The 18,864-nt window shown below is 71.7% G+C and carries 16 protein-coding genes and 1 pseudogene; 5 read left to right on the forward strand and 12 right to left on the reverse strand.

Translation table 11 applies throughout. The features are described from left to right. Window positions 1–389: 389 nt before the first annotated feature. The 3 genes from V8690_RS40760 (at window position 390) to V8690_RS40770 (ending at window position 2,162) form a co-directional block, all read left to right on the forward strand. Window positions 390–686: a hypothetical protein gene (locus V8690_RS40760; RefSeq protein WP_338785035.1), complete on the forward strand. Its 297-nt coding sequence runs from the start codon at window positions 390–392 to the stop codon at window positions 684–686. Window positions 687–966: 280 nt separating this feature from the next. Continuing rightward, a complete protein-coding gene (locus tag V8690_RS40765) occupies window positions 967–1,656 on the forward strand; it encodes a PDR/VanB family oxidoreductase (RefSeq protein ID WP_338785036.1) in 690 nt (229 codons plus the stop codon). Window positions 1,657–1,808: 152 nt separating this feature from the next. Then, entirely contained in the window at window positions 1,809–2,162 is a 354-nt protein-coding gene (locus V8690_RS40770) for a hypothetical protein (RefSeq protein ID WP_338785037.1), read from the forward strand. A 94-nt stretch (window positions 2,163–2,256) separates the two neighbouring features. Here the strand turns inward: V8690_RS40770 and V8690_RS40775 are convergent, their stop codons facing one another. The 7 genes and pseudogenes from V8690_RS40775 to V8690_RS40805 form a co-directional block, all read right to left on the reverse strand. Continuing rightward, window positions 2,257–5,184: a hypothetical protein gene (locus V8690_RS40775; protein WP_338785039.1), complete on the reverse strand. Its 2,928-nt coding sequence runs from the start codon at window positions 5,182–5,184 to the stop codon at window positions 2,257–2,259. 2 nt (window positions 5,185–5,186) lie between these two features. Beyond that, the gene (locus V8690_RS40780; RefSeq protein WP_338785040.1) at window positions 5,187–7,043 is read right to left on the reverse strand and encodes an HSP90 family protein; all 1,857 of its coding nucleotides are present in this window, start codon (window positions 7,041–7,043) and stop codon (window positions 5,187–5,189) included. A 52-nt stretch (window positions 7,044–7,095) separates the two neighbouring features. Next, entirely contained in the window at window positions 7,096–8,082 is a 987-nt protein-coding gene (locus V8690_RS40785) for a hypothetical protein (protein WP_338785041.1), read from the reverse strand. 77 nt (window positions 8,083–8,159) lie between these two features. Next, window positions 8,160–8,378, reverse strand: a complete 219-nt coding sequence (locus tag V8690_RS40790) for a hypothetical protein (RefSeq protein WP_338785042.1) — start codon at window positions 8,376–8,378, stop codon at window positions 8,160–8,162. Between the two features lie 148 nt (window positions 8,379–8,526). After that, complete coding sequence (locus V8690_RS40795; RefSeq protein ID WP_338785043.1) at window positions 8,527–8,919, reverse strand: DUF2267 domain-containing protein; 393 nt, start codon at window positions 8,917–8,919, stop codon at window positions 8,527–8,529. A gap of 123 nt (window positions 8,920–9,042) precedes the next feature. After that, on the reverse strand, window positions 9,043–9,585 hold the full coding sequence (gene grpE / locus V8690_RS40800; RefSeq protein ID WP_338785044.1) for a nucleotide exchange factor GrpE: 543 nt from the start codon (window positions 9,583–9,585) through the stop codon (window positions 9,043–9,045). Window positions 9,586–9,587: 2 nt separating this feature from the next. Continuing rightward, a pseudogene (locus V8690_RS40805) lies at window positions 9,588–10,384 on the reverse strand (Hsp70 family protein); the annotation flags it as partial. Window positions 10,385–10,745: 361 nt separating this feature from the next. Here V8690_RS40805 and V8690_RS40810 point away from each other — a divergent pair. Further along, entirely contained in the window at window positions 10,746–10,877 is a 132-nt protein-coding gene (locus V8690_RS40810) for a hypothetical protein (protein ID WP_338785046.1), read from the forward strand. A gap of 110 nt (window positions 10,878–10,987) precedes the next feature. Here V8690_RS40810 and V8690_RS40815 read toward each other — a convergent pair whose 3' ends face one another. Further along, window positions 10,988–11,218, reverse strand: coding sequence for an Hsp20/alpha crystallin family protein (locus V8690_RS40815; protein ID WP_338785047.1), 231 nt, complete (start codon window positions 11,216–11,218; stop codon window positions 10,988–10,990). 683 nt (window positions 11,219–11,901) lie between these two features. On the opposite strand from V8690_RS40815, the gene V8690_RS40820 reads away from it, so the two are divergent. Continuing rightward, the gene (locus tag V8690_RS40820; RefSeq protein WP_338785048.1) at window positions 11,902–12,810 is read left to right on the forward strand and encodes a hypothetical protein; all 909 of its coding nucleotides are present in this window, start codon (window positions 11,902–11,904) and stop codon (window positions 12,808–12,810) included. A 209-nt stretch (window positions 12,811–13,019) separates the two neighbouring features. On the opposite strand, the gene V8690_RS40825 is transcribed toward V8690_RS40820, so the two are convergent. Genes V8690_RS40825 through wecB form a run of 4 tightly spaced genes read right to left on the reverse strand, consistent with a single transcriptional unit; the run spans window position 13,020 to window position 18,851 of the window. Next, on the reverse strand, window positions 13,020–14,003 hold the full coding sequence (locus tag V8690_RS40825) for a glycosyltransferase family 4 protein (protein WP_338785049.1): 984 nt from the start codon (window positions 14,001–14,003) through the stop codon (window positions 13,020–13,022). Next, window positions 13,973–15,280, reverse strand: coding sequence for a hypothetical protein (locus V8690_RS40830; RefSeq protein ID WP_338785050.1), 1,308 nt, complete (start codon window positions 15,278–15,280; stop codon window positions 13,973–13,975). The genes V8690_RS40825 and V8690_RS40830 overlap by 31 nt, the downstream gene beginning before the upstream one ends. Further along, entirely contained in the window at window positions 15,277–17,094 is a 1,818-nt protein-coding gene (locus V8690_RS40835) for a hypothetical protein (protein WP_338785051.1), read from the reverse strand. The genes V8690_RS40830 and V8690_RS40835 overlap by 4 nt, the downstream gene beginning before the upstream one ends. After that, window positions 17,094–18,851, reverse strand: a complete 1,758-nt coding sequence (gene wecB / locus V8690_RS40840; protein ID WP_338785052.1) for a UDP-N-acetylglucosamine 2-epimerase (non-hydrolyzing) — start codon at window positions 18,849–18,851, stop codon at window positions 17,094–17,096. Before wecB ends, V8690_RS40835 begins: the two co-directional genes overlap by 1 nt. Window positions 18,852–18,864: the final 13 nt, after the last annotated feature.

Here is an 18,864-nt window from a genome sequence, read left to right on the forward strand (position 1 = left end):
ACCATGGCGTGCATGGCACCGAGACCCGTCGCCGCGGTCGTGGTCAGTGCCCCGGACGCGGCGGCGACCGGCCGCACCACCGCCGAGCCGCCGTCGCTGAGCCGTGCCATCAGCTCAGCCACCGCGGCCAGGGACTTCGGTCCGCGATACGAGTCGGGCACGCACCGCAGACATCGCCGACGGCCGTTGCCGGGGAGCACAAACACATGTGAGGCACTGGAGCGCCAACACCTGGCAGTGCCGGCCGGGCAACCCCGCTGCGCGGCGACCTGGTCGGCGATCGGGCTGTCCCATGCTCCGGACACGGTCTGCGTCAGTCGATCGATCTCAGTCAAGGCGTGCGAACCCGGCGGCGTGCGGCGCCGAGCAGAACGGCAAGACGTTGGGAGATGGCCGAGGACGAGCTCCACAGGTACCCGAGCGACATCGGGACCCAGGGCTCCCAGGAGCCGATCACCCTGCACTCGGAGGAGACGCCGGCCACCTCGGACCGCGTCGTGGTCGTGGTGCGCCGGATGCTGCGCACCATGGTCGACGGCGTCGAGGCCGGCAAGGACCCGCTGGGCGTGAGCCGGGCCGACGGGCCTGCCCGGCGCGTCGAGTCCGGTGTGTTCACCGTTTCCACCGGTTCCGGCACGGCGTCCGTGGGAGCAACGGCGGCGGACCCGGCCGCCGCCGGGACGTGACCGTGGCGGCAGCAACCTGGACCGACGTGGTCGTCGTCTCCCGGAGGGCGGCCACGCCCGGCATCGCTGTGTTCGACCTCACCGCGGCCGACGGCACGCACCTCCCGCCCTACACCCCCGGCGCGCACGTCGACGTGCTGCTCGACGAGGCGTCCGGACTGGTCCGCCAGTACTCGCTGTGCGGCCCCCTGGACGGCGGGCGGTACCGCCTGGCGGTACTCAACGCCCCCGAATCGCGGGGCGGTTCAAGGGCGATGCACGCCCTGCGGCCCGGCGACCGTTGCGGATCTCCGCACCGCGCAACCGCTTCCCCTCTCGCCCCCTCGCCCCCGCGCGCCGCCATCTGCTGTTCACCGGCGGCATCGGCATCACGCCGCTGCTGGCCATGGCCCGCCACCTCGACGCCGAGGGCGGCGACTACACGCTGCACTACTGCGCCCGCAGCCGCACCGACGCCGCGTTCGCATCCGGGCTGGCGGACCACCCCCGAGTCGTCCTCCACTTCGACGACGGCGACCCGGGCCGGCTCCTCGACGCCCAACAGACCCTGGGCGCACCGGATCCGGACACACCCGTCTACGTGTGCGGGCCCGGCGGCTTCATGGACCACGTCCTGAACACGGCCGAGGCGATGGGCCGGCCGCCCGCCGCACCGCGCAAGGAGCGCTTCACCGCCGACGCCCCGGACCCAGGCGGCCCGGAACCGGGAAGCTTCACCGTAGGGCTGGCCTCCACCGGGGCCGAGTACCACGTCCCCGCCGACCGCAGCGCACTCGACGTCCTCCTGGACAACGGCGTGGACGCGCCGTCCTCCTGCCGGCAGGGCATCTGCGGAGAGTGCGTCGTACGGGTCCTGGCAGGCGACCCCGAGCACCGCGACGACGTGCTCACCCCGGACGAACAGGCCGACGGGCTCTTCGCGCCCTGCGCGTCCCGGGCACGCTCCCAGTTCCTGGAACTGGACCCCTGATAGGAACCGTATTTCAGGCTGCCGCAGATCGAGGTGTAACACGGCAGTGCTCGCGCGACGCAGAAGTAGGCAGAAACGGGCCAGTCCAAGGCTGAATCTCACTGCCCGGGGCGATCCCTGCAAACATCGCACGCGCGAGATTGGAATTTTTTGTGAACAACACCGACCCGGTTTCCGGATACCAGAGCTACGACCAGCCGCCCACGCCTGGCAGCCCGGCCCGCAAGCAGGCCACCGCGCGGCGGGTAGCCCTCGCCACCTGCACGATCGCCGACGTGGCGGCTGGACTGCTGGGCCTGTGGATCGTGCTCTACCTGCTCGACGCGAACCAGGGGAATCCCTTTGTCGAGTTCGTCCACGGAATGGCGGACTGGCTGTCCGGATGGGCACAGGACATTTTCACGATGGACACGGAGAGCCTACGTGTTGTTCTCAATTACGGTCTCCCGGCGGTCATCTACTTGCTGATCGGCCACGGAATCGCCGCCCGGCTCAACCGGGCCTGATGGCATTACGGGCACATCTGCCCCGGCAGGGGTGGGGAGCAGGCGGCACCCCCGGCGCCGAGGCGACTGCCCGCCCGGCACCGGGGACGCCGTGTCACTTCTCGTCGCGCAGCCGGGCCGCCAAGGACGTCAGCGGCTCGGTCTGGTCGGTGTGACCCAGGGCGGTGAGGCTGGAGACCGCCGCGTCGAGGCGGGTGAGGGCGGGGGCGGGGCGCTCCAGGTAGATGCCCTCCACGGCACCCGCGAGACGGACGCACTCGGCCCACTCCTCGGCGTGGTCCTGCTCCGCTCCCGGCTCGCCGAGCAGGGCGAGCGTTTTCTCCAGGGCGGCCAGGGAGTCCTCGTACTCACCGGCGTACGCGTTGACCCGCCCGTGCTCGTAGGCCAAGGCCGAGTCCAGGGAACGGCCGTGGGCCTCGTACCCGGCGGCGCGGGCCTCATCGGCGACGCGGCCGGCGTCGGCGAGGAAGGCGAGCGCGTCGGCGAGACCGTCGGGGCCCTGCTGCTGGCCCTGGAGGCGGGCGAGTTCGCGCAGGCAGTTGCTGAGCTGCTCGTAGCGCGGGTCCCGGGCGTGGGCGGCGAGTGCCTGATCCGCGGCCTCGCGGGCCCGGCCGAACTCGCCGGACTCTCCGAGGAGTACGGCGGTCTCCGCGGCGATCATGGCGTGGCTTCCCGGGTCGTCGTCCCAGCCGGCCGACTCGGCCGCGAGCGCGACGAACTCCGCCGTGGCGGCCCTGAGGTCGTCTCCCGCGTGCAGCGCACGGGCCCGGGTCAGGCGCAGTTGGGCGACGAGCCGGTCGTCCAGTTCTCCGGCGGCGACGTCCGGTTCCGCCAGCAGGGAGTCGAGCAGGGCGATGCTGTCCTCGACGCGGCCCAGGTCGAGGCTCAGCTGGGCCGCGTTGCTGTAGGCGCAGAACGCGTCGGTCCGGCTGCCGTGGCGAAGGTCCTGCTCCGCGGAGCGCGTCAGGTGCCGCAGTGCCTCATCGGGACGCCCCAGGAACATACAGGCCTGGGCCAGATCACCGTGGAGGCGGGCGGCGTCGACCGCGTCGGCCGGCCAGTCGGCGGCCAGTCGCAGGCTTTCGGTCAGATCCGCGTGCGCGGCCCGCGCGTCCTGGAGGCCGAGCTGGAGCCGGCCCCGCAGCCCGAGCGTGCGGGGCAGGTGCCAGGCCGGGCCGTGCGCCTTCAGCCGGTCGAGGAGGGCGTCGATCTCGGTGACCGCGGCGGGCAGGTCGCCGGAGATGGCGTACGTACTGGCCCGCAGCAGCAGGGCGCCGGAGACCTGCCCGGCGACGTCGTGCCGGGTGGCGAACGCGTGCAGCAGCTCTACCTCGGCGAGGACCGGCGCGGCGTGCTCCTCGCTCCCCGTGATCTGGAGGCGCAGGCCGAGCGCGGTCGCCCGCAGCCTCAGCAGGCGGGCCTCCTGGTACGGGGCGAGACCGGGCGTCTCCTCGTGCAGACGGACGATGGACGCGTGGGCGGTGGTCAGCTCGGCGGCCTTCGCCTCGGCCGCGTCGGCGGCGCCCTGCGCCGGGATCTCGGCGGAGGCGAGCAGGGCACTGGCGCGGGCGAGTGCCGCGTGACCCGGCAGTCCGGCGTCGTCGTACAGGCCGGCGGCCTCCTCGTAGAGGACGGCGGAGACGGCGAAGTCGTCCTTGTCGCCGGCCCGGCTCGCCTCGTCGGCCAGCAGATCCGCTCGCAGATGGACGAGCGTGCCCACGGCCGGGTCGTCGGGGTGGGTGTAGTCACGGGCGGCGACGAGCGTGCGCAGCCGGGCCCAGCAGGCCGGTGCGTCGGGGTGCCCCTGCTCGTTCAACGCCCGTGCCCGGGCGATGAGTTCGGGCAGCGATTCCGGGACGGCGGCGGGCGCGGCAACGGGGCCGGCCGGAGCCACGTCGTCGAGGCTGCGGGGGCGCAGGGTCAGTTCCAGCGCGTCCAGGAGCGGGGCACGGTCGAGGCGGGCCCTGCGGCGGTCGGCGTGGGACGTGGTGCCGTTGCGGGTGTCGAAGCGGGCCGCGAGGTCGTCGGCGCGCCCCCGCACCTCGGTGCGCAGTTCGGCCACCGTCCAGGCGCGGCCCGAATATCCGGCGGCCGGCAGTTCGCCGTGGCCGAGGAGCTCGACGCGCTGGAGAAGGACCTCCACGCCGGTGAGGAAGCCGAGCAGGTCCAGCGGCGAGTCGACCTCGTCGAACAGGCTCCGGTTCTCGGCCAGCAGTTCCAGGCCGCGTGCCTCGTTGCCGGTCAGCGCGCAGAACTCCAGGTGCCGGCCCACCTCCTGGGACATCGAGGGGTTGCGGCGGCAGCCGCGGTAGCCGGCCAGGTGCAGTTCGCGGGCCCGGTCGGTGCGGCCGGTGCGCAGCAGGGGCAACAGCACGTACGACACGGAGCGGGTCGGCTCCTCCCGGCAGGACTCCTTCCCGGCCAGGACGGGCTCCCAGGTGCGCAGCGCCCGCTCGTCGTCGCCCGCCGCCAGGTGGTACAGGGCGCGCTCGCAGATCTCGCAGGCCTCGCAGTCGCTCAGCCGGGTGCGGGTGCGGGCCGCCCACAGCTCGTAGGCGAGGGTGGTGTCCTCACCGACGTGGGCGGCGAGCTGGTACGCCTGTCCGTAGTACGGCTGGAGGCCGAGGCCGGCCTTCTCGTACCGGTCGCGCATCTCGGTGAGCCACTGGCGCAGGCTGGACAGCGGTATCTCGGGCAGTTGGCGCAGGGCGTGGGCCACCCACTTGAACCGCCAGAACAGCATGTGACGCAGGCGCTCGTCGAAGACGTCGGGCTGCTCGTCGAAGAGGGTGAGCAGGCGGGCGAAGACGACGGGCGACTTGCGGGGTTCGGAGCCGTACGTGTACGCCTCCTGAAGCTCGAGGAGAGCATGGATGAGCGGGACGGGCTCCGCGAACTGCTCGGCGGCGTCGACCAGTTCCTCGGCGGTGACGGTGCGGGTGCGGCCGTAGGGGCGCTGGTCGTTCTCCTGGAGCGCCTGGTACAGCTCGTCCGTGGTCTGGGGATGGGGTGCGGTGGGCATCGTCAGCTGTCCTTGCGGAGGGCGTGGGCGAGAAGGTCGAGGAAGGAGCGGTTGATGAGGCTCGATTCGGCGGGCCTGAGCGGGCGCCGGGACAGCATCGCGGCCTGCCCGTAGAGGGCTTCGGCGCTGGTGCGGGCCAGCTCGGGCTCGTCGATGGCGACGGCGGCGCGGACCAGCGGATTGAGCTGGTTGAGAATCAGCTGGGCCCGCGGGGCCTCCTGGCGCAGGGCGCCGAGGATGTCGCCCCACAGGCCGCCCTCCTGCTCGCGGGCGAGCTGGGAGCGGGTGCGCTCGTGCCGGGCCTCGCGGCTGTCGACCAGGAGCGCGGGGGCGTTGGCGGGCTGGAAGGTGCGCAGCGCGACATCGCAGTCGAAGACGGCGAGGGCGTCGCGGGCCAGGGCGAGGTAGGCCGCGGCGGCCAGTTCCGTCTCCCGGTCGACGGGATCGAGGTGGGCGGTGAGGGTCGCCGGGTCCAGGTCGGCGACACTGGCCTCGGGCCGGATCTCGGGGAGCCGGTGGACCAGTTCGCGGTCGTAGGTGTAGCCGCCGTTGACGACGCCGAGCCCGGCGGCCGAGGCGATCGCCGCGACCTGCCGGAACTCCTCCACGGTCGACGTCACGAGCACGGTGCGGTGGGTGCGCGCGAACTCGTCGAGGGTGGTGTGCCCGTCGGTGGTCTCGAACGGCAGCCAGGGCAGCAGCATCCGCAGGATCTCGTCGTCGTGCACGGCGAGCGACTTCACGGCCAGGTGGTGGGCCTGGAGGAAGCGGGCCAGCAGGTCCGGGTCGCTGGCGGCGGCCCGGGCGATCCAGGCGCGCAGCCGCTCGGCGAGGGCGTCGCGGACGGCGGCGAGGGTGTCGTCCTCGTAGAGGGACTCGCGGGACGCCGTCGGGCGCAGGCTCTCGGCGTCGACCACGCAGCGCACGAAGAACGCCCACTCGGGCAGGAGCTCCTCGGCCTGCTCGGACAACAGCATGCCCTTGACGTGCACGCGGTGGCCGTGGCGGCGCCCGGCCGGCACCGTCTCGGGCAGCACGCACGCGATGCCCCTCAGGCCCACGGCCGGCAGGTCCAGCTCGATGGTGTCCAGCGGCTTGAACCCGAAGACGTCCTCGCCGTACGCGGCCAGCGCGCGGGAACGGGTTCCCGGCGTGGGGTACGTACGCGCCCAGGGCGCGGGCTCGGGGTTGACGGACGCCCCCGGACCACCCGGACCACCTGTGCCGTCGTCGAAGGTCACCGGGTGGCGCAGCAGGGAGCCGAAGTGCCGGGCCAGCGCGTGCACCTGCGCCGGCCGGGTCCACTCGCCCGCGTCGGCGCGCGGCGTCAGCGTGACGGTGGTGCCGGGCCGGGGTCGGGCGGAGGCGGGCAGGGTACGGACGGTGTAGCTGCCGTCGCCGCGCCCCCGCCACTCCACGGCGGGGGCCTCGGGGGTGCGGGCGGAGCGGCTCAGCACGTGGATCTCGTCCGCGACCAGGAAGCAGGAGAGCAGGCCGATGCCGAACTGGCCGATGAAGTCGCCGCGTTGCTCGGCAAGACGGTCGGCACGCTTGCTGCTGCGGCCGATCGTGGCGAGGAAGGTGTGCACGTCGGCCTCGGTGAGACCGACGCCGTCGTCCTCGACGCGTACCACCGAACCGTCGGCGTACAGGCGGATGCCCAGGGCGTCGGCGGGTGCGGCCGAGTCGAGGGCGTGCCGGGCGGTGAGCGCGTCCACCGCGTTCTGCATCAGTTCACGCAGGTAGACCTTGGGACTGGAGTAGAGGTGATGGGAGAGGAGATCGACGAGGCCGCGCAGATCCACCTGGAAGGTGCGGTCGGCGCCGGCCGGGTTCGCGGCGGTGTCGGGCAGAGTCATCGGGCAGTCCGGAGTGGGAGAAAGGGCGGGCGGGAACGGAGCCGGCGTGCGCTCAGGCGCGGCGGTGGTGGCGGGCGAACTGCTTCTCGGGCTCCGCGAAGTAGGTCCAGGGCCAGCTGGTGTAGGCGCCGTCGAGCGTCTGGAAGACACGCCGGACCGTGTGGCGCTCACCGGCCAGCGACAGGGCCATGGCGAACATGTTGAAGTCGTGCTGCCAGCCCGGGCGGTACGCGTAGGCGGGGTGGAGGATGCTGCGGTCGGCCGCTTCCCGCAACTGCGCCTGGATCTCGGAGGTTTCGAGGTGGTCCCCGCGCTCCGCCTCGACCCACTCCTCGATGTACGCCATGGCGATCACGCAGCCGAGCCGGTGCCCCTCCGGGGCGCGGGCGACCGCCTCCTGGGCGAACGCCAGGGCCTGGCCCGGCTCGCCGCCCCAGCGGGGCTGCAACTGCGACACCCACTCCAGGTGGGTCTCCGGGTCCAGCGGGTCGCGGCGCAGTGCGGCGTCGAGGCGGGTCTCGTTGACGGCGCGGCCCAGCGACATGCCGCGGCCGGAGGTGAGGAGGCGGCGCCACGGAGTGACCCACTCCGGCCGCAGCTCGGCGGCCTCGAGCAGCTGCTCCTCGGCGATGTGGAGCCGTTCGTGGAAGACCCGCCACTGCTCCTGTGTGACGTTCACGGCACGCTCGGCGGTGCGCGCCTCCCAGCCCCAGCTGATGTGGCGCGTCCCGGATATCAGCAGCGCCGTCGCCCGGTGCTCCTTGTCCTCCTCGGCCGCCTTTCCGATCCAGTCCTGCACGCCGTCCAAATCGGCGAGCTCGCCGAGGACTTGATGGTCGCGGCCGAGATCGAAGGGGGCCAGCGCCGCCTTCACCGCCTCCCAGTCACCCGCGTCGGCCGCCTCCACCAGCGCGAGCACCCGCGCGTCCCCGAGCGCACGCAGCGTGTACATCCCGTTCTTCTGCCTGCGCGCAACGGGCAGGGCATGCGGATCCGCCACCGGTCTCTCCGCACCCCTGCCGAACAGCTTGCCGAACATGCCGCGCCCTCCCCTGATCCCGAGTGATCGTGCGGTGCAGCATATGCGGCCCGACTGACACCGCTTCCACAGGGTTTTCACCGGTGTTTCACCGGCACGTGCGGCAACGGCCGACCGCGGCCGCCACGCGGCGAGACGTCGCTCAGAGCCGGCTGCCGTCGTGCAAAGGCCGTCATGATCCGCTCGGACATGCCGTGGACATCGGCTGCCTGGCGCAGCTGCCCCAGCCCGACCGGCCTGTAGCCGGTGGCCGGTACGGCATAGCCCTCGCGAGCGAAGAACAGCTCGGACGGCACACGCTGCCCGGCGTGGGCGGGGGCTACCGGCTCGCGCCCGGGGCGAAGCTGTTCCCGGTGCTGCTCGAAACGCTGGGGGAGGGCGCGTCGGGCGTGAAGAGGTCGGCCGGCGTGCGCGCGCTCGGGCCACGCCGGCCGGCTGGGTGTGTCACCCGGCGAGATCGGCCTTGCCGAACAGGACGGCGTAGCCGGACGGGAGCTGACTGAGAAGCTGGTTCAGCTCGCCGCCGCTGATCGCGTCGGCCAGGGCGGTCAGGACGGCGCTGGCGTCCCACTCGGCGGTGCGCGGCCGGGCGCCGATGCGCTCGGCGACCCTGCGGTAGAACTCGTCGATCCCGAAGCTGTCGGCCTGCTCCGGCTTGGCAGCGGTCAGCGTCTGCCCGAGCGGTCCGGGCAGCTGGGAGGCGAGGTCATCGACCTCGCCGGGGCTGATCCTCTGGGCCAGCACCCTCAAGACGGCTTCGGTGACCTTCGCGGCTTCTTCCTGGCTGCGGTATTCGCCGAGCTCGCGTACGCGGGCGAGGTACTCGTGGTACTGCATCGTTCGTCACCTCCGCTTGCCGGAGCGTCGACGGCATCGGTGCGATGCCCTCATTCCCGGTACCCAGGTAGGCGACCTGCGTGACGGTCTCCGCTGACGCGCATGATGCGGCCCGGTGCCCGGTCAGCTGCGCGCGATGGGGAAGGGCGGCGCCCCGCCGGCGGTGGAAGGGCGTACGCCTCGGTCGCTCCCGTGCGCGTTCCTCGCGGGCGGAGCCGGCCCCGCGACCTCCACGTGGGCCGGGCGCAGCAGGTGGTCGCCCAGCCGATAGCCGGGCCGGAGGATCGCCGAGCAGACCAGGCGGTCCTGGTCGGGGGACGGGTGGTGCGCCAGGGCGTCGTGGCAGGCGGGGTCGAACGGATCGCCTACCTCGCCGAACGACGTGACGCCCAGCGAGCCGAGCTGCTCCGCCAGGCTGTCGGCGATGTCCCGCAGACCAGGCGTGAGCGGCTCGTGCACGCACGCCCGGTCCACGGCGTCCAGCACGGGCAGCAGCGCCCGGAGCACGTTGGCCACCGCAATCTCGCGTACGGCCAGGCGGTCCCGCCGGACCCGTTTGCGGTAGTTGTCGTACTCGGCCTTCACCCGCTTCAGGTCGGCGGTCCGTTCCTCCACCAGGCGCCGCAGCTCCGCCAGCTCGGTGTACTGCGGCCCGCTCCCGGTCATCGTCAGCCAGCCTCCGGCTTGTCATCGTCGACGATCTCGGCGTCCACCACATCATCGTCGGACGAGCCGCCGGCCGCACCACCGCCCGCGGTCGCCCCGGCCGCACCCGTCGGCTGCTCGGCCCTCGACTTCTCGTACAGCGCCGTGCCGATCCTCTGCGCGGCCTGTGCCGACGGTCGATCGCCTGCCGAATCGCCGCGGTGTCCTCTCCCTTCAGCTTCTCCTTCAGCTCTGCCAGTGCCGTCTCCGTCTCGCTCCTCGCATCCGCCGGGATCTTGTCCGCGTTGTCCTGGATGAGCTTCTCGGTCGAGTACACGAGCTGCTCGCCCTGGTTGCGGGCCTCCGCCGCCTCGCGCCGCCGACGGTCCTCCTCGGCGTGCTGCTCGGCCTCGCGGACCATGCGGTCGATGTCGTCCTCGGGCAGCGCCGAGCCGCCGGTGACGGTCATCTTCTGCTCGCGGCCGGTCGCCAGGTCCTTGGCGGAGACGTGCATGATGCCGTTGGCGTCGATGTCGAAGGCCACCTCGATCTGCGGCACGCCGCGCGGCGCCGGGGCGATGCCGGTCAGCTCGAACATGCCGAGCTTCTTGTTGTACGCGGCGATCTCCCGTTCGCCCTGGTAGACCTGCACGGTCAACGACGGCTGGTTGTCCTCGGCCGTGGTGAAGATCTCCGCACGCCGGGTGGGGATGGTGGTGTTGCGTTCGATGAGCTTGGTCATGATGCCGCCCTTGGTCTCGATGCCCAGGGACAGCGGGGACGGGTCACGCAGCGCCTCGTAGGCCTCCCGCACCTTGCCGAACCGTGCGCCGCTGGCCGCGTCGACACGGGTGTCGGGGCGCAGCTCGCGCACCCGGGCGCGGAACGCGGAGGTGATCAGCTCGGCCGTCGCCGAGGGCTCCACCCCCAGCACCGCATACAGGTCCGCTCCCTGGGCCCGCGTCCGCATCCCGGCCACCTCCTCGCCCCTGCGAGCTGCGCTTTCATCTCTACTTACTCATAGTCCTGAAATAAAAGTTGAGTCGACCCTTGTCAAGCCAGCCCAGGCGTCGACTCACCACATGGTGTGATCTATGGCAGCCAGCGAAACCGACGATCCCCCACCCTGAGCTGCACAACGGACGGGGGAAAGCGGCTCCTCATGGGCGATTCACGTGCACGTGCGACTCAGCCAGGGGCTGAGCGTCTCCAAAGAAGGAGAACTGATCGAGCACTCCCGCTGCCGCTGCGGGGCCACCTGGGCCAAGGTGTTCGACGCCGACGGCGGCCAGCCGGAACAGCCGTCCCGGTAGCCGCGCACCTGCCCACCGGGTGCCTCGCCGCGAGCGGGCCATCGGACTCCTCGCGGACGGCGCCAGGGCCCCGGACCGGAGCCCGGGGCCTGGACAGCCCGGCTGATCCGTCAGCCGTTGCGCTCCTTGCGGTCGCCGCCGCTGACGGCGATCTTGCGGGGCTTGGCCTGCTCGGAGATCGGGATCCGCAGCTTCAGCACGCCCGCGTCGTGGGAGGCTCCGATCTTCTCGGTGTCGAGTGTCTCGCCGAGGAACAGCTGCCGGCTGAACGTCCCCGCGGGACGCTCGGTGATCACCGTGTCGGTGTCGTCGCCGTACGTCGGCTTGCGTTCGGCCTTCACCGTCAGGACGTTGCGCTCGACATCGAGGTCGATGACTCCGGGGTCACGCCCGGCAGGTCCAGCTCCACGAAGTGCGCGCGGTGGGCCTGTATGTGGACCCTGTGATGGCTGTCTTCCCGCGACGCTGGCCGCCACTGCCGAACGTGTGGTTCTGCGGGAAAGGCGGAGAGTCGGCGTGGAGGACCGCATGCCTGCTCCACAGCATGGTCGGCGTGTACATGTCCCATGCCACATCCCAAATGCCTGACTCCGCTGAAGCCCGGCTGCCCCGAGCGGCCCGTCAGGCAGGGGCGCTTTCGCGCGGTCGAGGTGCTGCCCGGCGACGCCTGATGGGCCGTCGCACGGCCGACGCTCTCTCGGCCGTCGTCATCGTTGTCTTCGCCTGCCTCCAAGTGCCCGCCCACCACAATTGGGGGCTGTCCAACGACTCTTACCGCTACGCCCGGCACAGCATGCAGATCCTCGGCGAGCCTCGCGACGTAGCTCAGCGGGAGGCGACAAAGGCGTATTGCTCCCTCGAGGCCGAGCAGCGCGAGCACCTGCGGCAACTTCGTCCCGGCGGGATGCCAAGCCCTGCCCGCCGAGTCGCACAAACGCGGTCCTGTCAGCGTGACAATGCAAATGGCCTTGGCCCAAGGGACCCCCGATACGAACGTATCTTCGACACTCGACCCGGATACCCCTTGCTCACAGCACCGGCTATCGGCTGGTTCGGCATCACACGCGGCATGTGGCTGACCAGTCTGGTGATCACCGCAGGCACATCGCTCCTGGTGGTAGTGCTGCTTCGCCAGGCGAGAGCCTCTCTGTTCGCCGCCCTCACCGGACAGGTGCTCTTTCTCTGCAGTCGCCCGGCCTGGTGGTCCATGCGGCCACTGGCCGAGGGAGCGATCACGGCAGGGGTGCTGGCCGCCCTCCTGGGAGCGTGGTGGCTGTTGCAAGGACGCAGCCGACCGGGCGTTGTCCTCCTGTGCGCTGCTCTTGGCACCACCGCCCTGGTCAAGTACTCCACGGCACTCGTCCTCGCGGTATCTCTGGTTGCCGCAGCCGCCTGCCTGTGCCTCATCCGAAGGAACGCAGGGGATGGAACATCTCGCGGCCGCGCCGCCCTGCTCGGTGGTCTGAGCGCAGCGGCCGCCATAGGAATCATCGCAGCGATGAAAGCGCTGCGACTTCCTGGTGCCTCGGAAACCCTGCAGGAGATCTTCACCCACCACTTCCGTACTCCGCCCGTTGACGACCCCTTGTCGCAACTCCTGCGGTTGAATGTCAGCTACTGGGTCCAGTGGGCGAGTGACCAAGCCGCTGAGCCGTTGTTCGTGCTTCTGCTCGGACTGGGCTGCTGGGGCTTCCTGCGGTGTTCGCCGGTGCTCGGCGTGCTCTCTCTGGCCGCCGGTATGGTGGGACTCGCCACCGCCGCGGCGCACCCGACCGCCAGTCAGGGAGACCGCTTGTGGCTCCTGATGTGGATGCCGGCGCTGTTGGGCACGCCTCTCGCGGTCGACCTGCTGCGTTCCCGGCTGCGGGAAGCGGGTTCAGCCCACCCACAACAGCTGGACGATGCGGTGAAGGCCCACTCGGTAAACGGGTGAAGCCTGCCGGCAGTCGAAGATCGCCATGGTCGGTTTCTGCGCGTACTGCTGGAAACATCAGCCGTCTCATCGCGCGGATCACCGAGGGCAAGGCCGGCACAGCCCGTGCGGACGCCGTTTACCCGCCCACCACGACCAGCGCCCACTCTGCTGTCGGGTCGCCAACCGGCTACCCGACGGCGGAGTAGGCGCCACACAGCTCCGGGGAATCATCCGGACAGGAGCAGCTCCGTCCAGTCCCCGGCCACCCGCTCCAGGGAGAAGAACTCGTGCACCTGCGTGCGGGCCAGCTCCCCGGCCGACCGCCATTCGTCCGGCCCCAGATCGGCGATGGCGTCCGCCATCGCCTCCGGGGTCTCATGGATCCACCGCCGGTCGTAGATCTCGTCCGCACCCTCCCAGGGCAGCAGGGCCGGTACCGCACGGGAGGCCATGCCTTCCGCCGTGGCGAGGTGGAAGCTCTCTAGGTCGCTGGTGGACAGCACATGCCCGATGCGGCGCAGCCAGCCCGGTACGTCCGGCCCGAAGGTGTCGAAGACGACGGCCCCCTCGAGCAGCGGCGAGGTTTGGACGCGGCGCAGCACGGCGTCGTAGTGCGCACGCTCCTCGGGCTTGTTCCAGATCCACCAGTACTCCCACGGGGGCCTGGACTTGACCGACAGGTGCCAGCGCCGGTCGCGGGCGCGCAGCTTCTCCAGGACGTCGAGGCCGAGGTCGAGGCGTTTGAGGCTGGGCACAATGCCGATCATGCCGAGGCGGAAGTCGGCGCCGGGCACCTTGGGGCGGTCGAGTTGCGCGGTGTCGACCCAGTTCGGGATGACCATGATCTTCGACTCCGGCCAGCCGGTGTGCTCGCGGGTGCGACGGGCGTAGCACGGGCTGACGCACACCACCCGGTCGACCGCGTCGATGTCGACCTGCCGCGGCCACGGGCCGGTCAGCTCGAAGCGATGCAGGCGTACTACGAGGCGGCTGCCGCGCCGCTTGTGGCGGCTGTACCAGACGGCGGCCGGTCCACACCACTCAACGAACACCACGTCGGCCCAGTCGGCGAGTTCCCTGCTCGCGGCCGGATCGTGGCGGGCGAGCGCAGGCCACACGTCGACGCGTACGTCGAGGCCGGGCAGTGCGCGGAGGTGGTCGAGCAGCCGGGTGAGGAACTTCAGGTCGTGGCCGGCGACACCGAGTCGCACCGGCCGTTGCCGTGCGACGACGGCAGGTGATGCAGGTCCCCCCTGCCCAGGGGGGTTCCCCCGCTCGAGCGAAGCCGAGAGCGGGGAGAAGCCGAGAGCTTGGGGAAGGACGGAAAGACGCGGTCGAGGTCCGCCCGCCACCGGTCCGCCGCGGCCTGAAGGGTGTGCCGCCCGGCGGCCTTCCGGCAGCGTTCGGCCGCCAGCCGCCGGGCCTCGGGCTCGCGCACAGCGAGCGCGACGGCTTCGGCGGCGTCGTCGAGCGCGGCGCCCCCGGGCACGTACAGCGGGTAGTCGCCGCCGAGCAGCGTCTCGTGCGCGGGCGTGCGGTTGAGGACGACGGGCAGACCGAGTACCCCGAACTCCAATACCTTCGTGGAGAGTTCGAGGCTGGCATCAAGGATCGGATCCCTCCAGCCGAGGCCGAGGTCGCAGTCAGCGGCGATGCGCATAGCCTCCTCGCGGGGCTGGCCGCCGTGGTGGTGGACGCCGGGTGCGGAGCGCAGCGCCTGGGCCATCTCGGCCTTGAACTCCGGACGGGCCCGGTCGTCGTGGATCTTGTCGCCAACCGTGTGGAGTTCGGCACGGATGTTCCGTTCACTGAGCAACGACGGCAGGCGCGTCATGGGCAACGTGTTCCAACGCGGCGCGAATTTGCCCGTGTAGACGAGCCGCACCGGGTCGTGCGGACTGTAGCGCTCCGGCAGGGGGAAGCCGGGGACAGGCACGGCGGGCGGGCTGAGCACGCTCTTGCCGCAGGCCTCCGGCACCCATGCTTCCAGGAAGCAGCGCAGCTCCTCGGTCTGGCAGAGGATTCGGCGGCAGGCCGCGGCGGCACGGGCAAGGTCCGTGCGGGCCGCCTCGGTCATCTCGGCGGCCGACTGCGGGACGTCGGTTAGATAGGCCCAGATGCGCCCGTCGAAGGCGCCGTCGGCGACCACACGAGTGACCACTCTCAGCCCACGCAGCACCAGGAGGTCGCAGGGCTCGTCACGGTCCAGCCGTGCGAGCAGTTGCGAGGCCTGCACGGGCGAGAGTGAGGAACGCGCCCCCTGCGTTGGCAGCAGCCGCTCCTCGTAGGGGCGCACCACGGTGACGCCGGGCAGCCCCGCCAGCGGTTCGATCAGCCGCTCGGTGCGGACGGGGGACTTGAGCAGGAGCCGGGTGTGGCAGCCCGCCAGCGACAGCGCCTGCACCGTCGACTGGGCCCACACGGCGGAGCCGTCGATGACGTTGAGGTCGACGTCGCCGTAGACGAGCGCCTTGAGCGTGCGGTTCACGCGTTCTCCTTCCCGGTTACGGCGAACAGCCGGTATCCCTCGCGTGACCAGGTGTCCGCAGACGTGCCGGCCAGGAACAGGGACCGGCGGACGAGGACCGGCCGAAGTTCCGGTACGAAGGCGTAGTCGTCGTCGGCCGGCGTGTGGCCCACAGCGTCCGCTCCCGAGTACTCCTGGGCGCACATCAGGTCGAGCAGCAGGGTGTCCGGGCGGTCCTCGGACAGGTCGGTCCAGTCGGCGACCCACGGGGCGGTGGGTTCATCGGCGTGGACGGCGACGCCCGCGGCGGTGAGTTCGTCGAGCGCGGGTAGCCCCTGGACGGGCACGACCACCTCGGCCGGCCGGTGCAGCTGGCCGAGTACCTGGCCGGTGAGGCGGGCGACGTCGGTCTCGTCCCGGGGCGCGGCCAGGACGGCGACGCGGCGCCCGTCCAGCGGATCGGGGGCTCCGGTCAGCCGGGCGAGCCGCGCCAGCCGTACACGGGTGCTGTCCTGTTGGAACGCCTCCCACAGCCGTGCTCTGCCATCCGCGACGGGGTCCAGACGGGACAGCCGTACACCGGTATCGCCATCGACGACGGCGTCCCAGGCGAGGTGGGCGAGCCCCGGTGCGCCTGTCACCGGGGCGTCCCGCCACAGCACCGCCTTGCGCCCCGAGGCTCTGGTCCGGCCGATGAGCTCGGCCATACAGCGGTCGAGGTCGGGGACCAGTCCGGTGCCCACGAGCGACCACGGGCCGGCGGCATCGCGACAGGCGCTGAGCTGCACGACGAGCGCGTCCGGGTCGGTGCGCTCCAGGAGCAGCCGTCCGTCGTGCGGCAGCAGCCGGTTGACGACGGCTTCCGTCGCGAAGTCCTCGGCGGTGCTGTCGCTGAGCACACCCGCGATCACCAGTCGGTCGCGGGGCGTGGACGAGACGGCGCGGTGGGCGAGGTAGAGCCGGCCGTCGGACACGACGGCATCGGGTCCCCGGGCCGGTGGCACCGGACGGGCCGTCGTTCCGTGGCCGCGGCCGCGTCCGCTCCACAGCCCGTACAACTCTCCCGGTAGCCGTACCATGCCGCGTCCGGGTGACCGGGCCGCCGCGACCAGCGCCCGCCCGACCCGCAGCGCGGTCGAACCCTCCAGCATGGCCACCCGCGCCTCCAGTAGCGCGACCCGGTCCCGGGCGCCTCGCAGTGCGGAATCCAGCTGCGCCTTCTCCCGTGTGAGGTCGGTCAGACGCTCGGCCGTGCCGTCGTCACGGGCGGCGTCCAGGGCACGGGCGGTCTCCTCGACCGTACGCTCCAGGTCGAGCGTGCGGTCACGCAGGGAACGGGAGACGAAGTCGGCGAGGACGTACTCGTCGGCCATCCGCAGCGCCGTGGCGAAACCGTCCGACGGGACGGCACGGCCGAACCAGTCGTGGAGCGGCAGGAGTTCCTTGGTGCAGGCGATGGCCGCGCCCGCGTGTAGGTGGGTGTAACCGAGTGCGGAGGCCCGCAGCACCTGGCAGCGGTGGGTCACCAGGTGGTCGAGCAGCCGGTGGTAGGGCAGGTCGGAGCCACGGTGGCCGAACAGAATCAGGCCTCTGCCTCCAGGGCGCATGCGTTCCAGTACGGTGAGGCAGGCCGCCTCGTCACCGTGCAGCCGGGGATCGGGACCGTACGACAGCAGCACCAACTGCCCGGGGCCGACGGGCTGTTCGTGGTGGCTCAACTCGACGTCCGGCGGAAGATGGAGATAGCGGTCCAGGCGCAGACCGCGGTCCGCCGTGGCGTCCACGACGGTGGTGACGCCGTCCAGATGGGGATGGAGCAGATCGATGATGCGCATCAGCGGATCCTCGTGAAGACGTGGAAGCCGACCGGGTTCTCGCGGAACCCGTAGGGCTTGAACAGGGTGTGGCGCAGGCCTAGGGGTTCGAGTTCCCGGCGGTAGGCGGCTGTCGGCCGGTGCACGATGTAGTCGCCCAGCGGAGAGCGTTCCTGCCCGTCCTCGTCGGCGATGATCAGTCGGCCGGTCGTCCGCACGAGCGACGCGATGTTGCGCAGGCCGGCTGACCACTGCGCGTCGTCCATGACGTGGAAGAGGACGTCCACGCACAGCACGACGTCGTACAGCCAGGGGCTGCGCCAGTCGGTGAGCGAGGCTTCGGCGTAGCGCGGGCCGCCGCCCTCGGTGCGGGCGTGCGCGATGGCCTCGGGGCTGGTGTCGAAGGCGTCGACGCGGTGGCCGCAGCGCGCGAGTGCCCGGGCGAAGTGACCTTTGCCGCAGCCCGCGTCGAGCACGAACAGCGGGGACGGAGGGGACGACAGGTCGCCGATCAGGGTGAGCAGGGCACCGAGCCGCAGCGCGTAGAAGATCTCGTTGCCGGGGCGGTCCAGGCCGATGTGCCCGCCGGAGGCGAGGTCGTCACGTTCGCGGTGGCGGGTGTTCCAGTAGGCGCGTGTGCGGCCATCGGCGGGGGCGTCCGTCGTGGCGAGGGCGTCCGTCGTGGTGGGGTCAGCCATGACGCTCCAGCCAGTGGGTGAGCACCCGGGCGATGCGGGGCCGGCCTTTCCGTCCCACAGCGGCGGGCCCTCGGAAGGCTGCGTCACCGCGCCGACCAGCACTTTGTGCAGCGCAGGCGCCAACTCATCGTGCCGCACCAGCCGGTTGGTGCCGTGGGTGACGGTCACCGGGCGCTCGGTGGTGCTGCGCAGGGTCAGGCAGGGTACGCCCAGCACGGTGGTCTCCTCCTGGACTCCGCCCGAGTCGGTGATTACGGCGGCTGCCCCGCGGACCAGGCTCATGAACTCCACGTAGCCGAGCGGTTCGAGGAGGTGGAGGCCGGGCGCGTCCGCGAGGCCCGCCGCGCGCAGCGCCGCCCCGCCGCGCGGATGCAGCGGTACGGCGAGGTCGAGGTGGACAGCGGCCTCGGCCAGGGCGCGGGCGGCGGCTTCGGCCGCCCGGGGGTCGTCGACGTTGGCGGGCCGGTGCAGCGTCACCACGCCGTAGCGCTCGGGCAGGCCGTGCGCGGCACGGGCTGCGGCCGGGTCGAAGCGATCCAGGTGGCCGAGCAGGGTGTCGATCATCGGATTACCGACGAAGTGGACACGGGCCGGGTCGACGCCCTCCCGGGAAAGGTGGCCCACGGCCTCGGGGCTGGTGGCGAAGAGCAACTCGGCGAGCTGGTCGACCAGACGCCGGTTGACCTCCTCCGGCATCGTCGTGTCGAAGCTGCGCAGGCCCGCCTCCACATGGGCGATGGGGATCGGCAGCTTGGCGGCGACGAGGGCGGCGGCCAGCGTGGAGTTGACGTCCCCGTAGACCACGACGACGGCCGGCGCGCGGGCCGCCAGCTCGGCTTCCAGCGCGACCACCAGGTCGGCCGTCTGCCGCGCGTGGCTGCCGGAGCCGACACCGAGGTCGGTGTCCGGTTCGGGCAAGCCGAGCTGGCGGAAGAAGATGTCCGACATGCGTTCGTCGTAGTGCTGCCCGGTGTGGACGAGCACCTGGCCGCAGCCGGCCGTGCGCAGGGCGGCGATGACCGGTGCGGCCTTGACGAAGTTCGGCCGGGCGCCGACGACATGCAGTACAGGGCCGTTCATTTCCGTTGGCCTC

The organism is Streptomyces sp. DG1A-41 (assembly GCF_037055355.1).
Taxonomy (GTDB): domain Bacteria; phylum Actinomycetota; class Actinomycetes; order Streptomycetales; family Streptomycetaceae; genus Streptomyces.

Bases quoted from the DNA above. Each gene is read 5' to 3' on its own strand.
- V8690_RS40835 (WP_338785051.1), bottom strand. From the start codon at position 17,094: ATGCGCATCATCGATCTGCTCCATCCCCATCTGGACGGCGTCACCACC.
- V8690_RS40760 (WP_338785035.1), top strand. From the start codon at position 390: ATGGCCGAGGACGAGCTCCACAGGTACCCGAGCGACATCGGGACCCAG.
- V8690_RS40780 (WP_338785040.1), bottom strand. From the start codon at position 7,043: ATGACTCTGCCCGACACCGCCGCGAACCCGGCCGGCGCCGACCGCACC.
- V8690_RS40775 (WP_338785039.1), bottom strand. From the start codon at position 5,184: ATGCCCACCGCACCCCATCCCCAGACCACGGACGAGCTGTACCAGGCG.
- V8690_RS40795 (WP_338785043.1), bottom strand. From the start codon at position 8,919: ATGCAGTACCACGAGTACCTCGCCCGCGTACGCGAGCTCGGCGAATAC.
- grpE (WP_338785044.1), bottom strand. From the start codon at position 9,585: ATGACCGGGAGCGGGCCGCAGTACACCGAGCTGGCGGAGCTGCGGCGC.
- V8690_RS40785 (WP_338785041.1), bottom strand. From the start codon at position 8,082: ATGTTCGGCAAGCTGTTCGGCAGGGGTGCGGAGAGACCGGTGGCGGAT.
- wecB (WP_338785052.1), bottom strand. From the start codon at position 18,851: ATGAACGGCCCTGTACTGCATGTCGTCGGCGCCCGGCCGAACTTCGTC.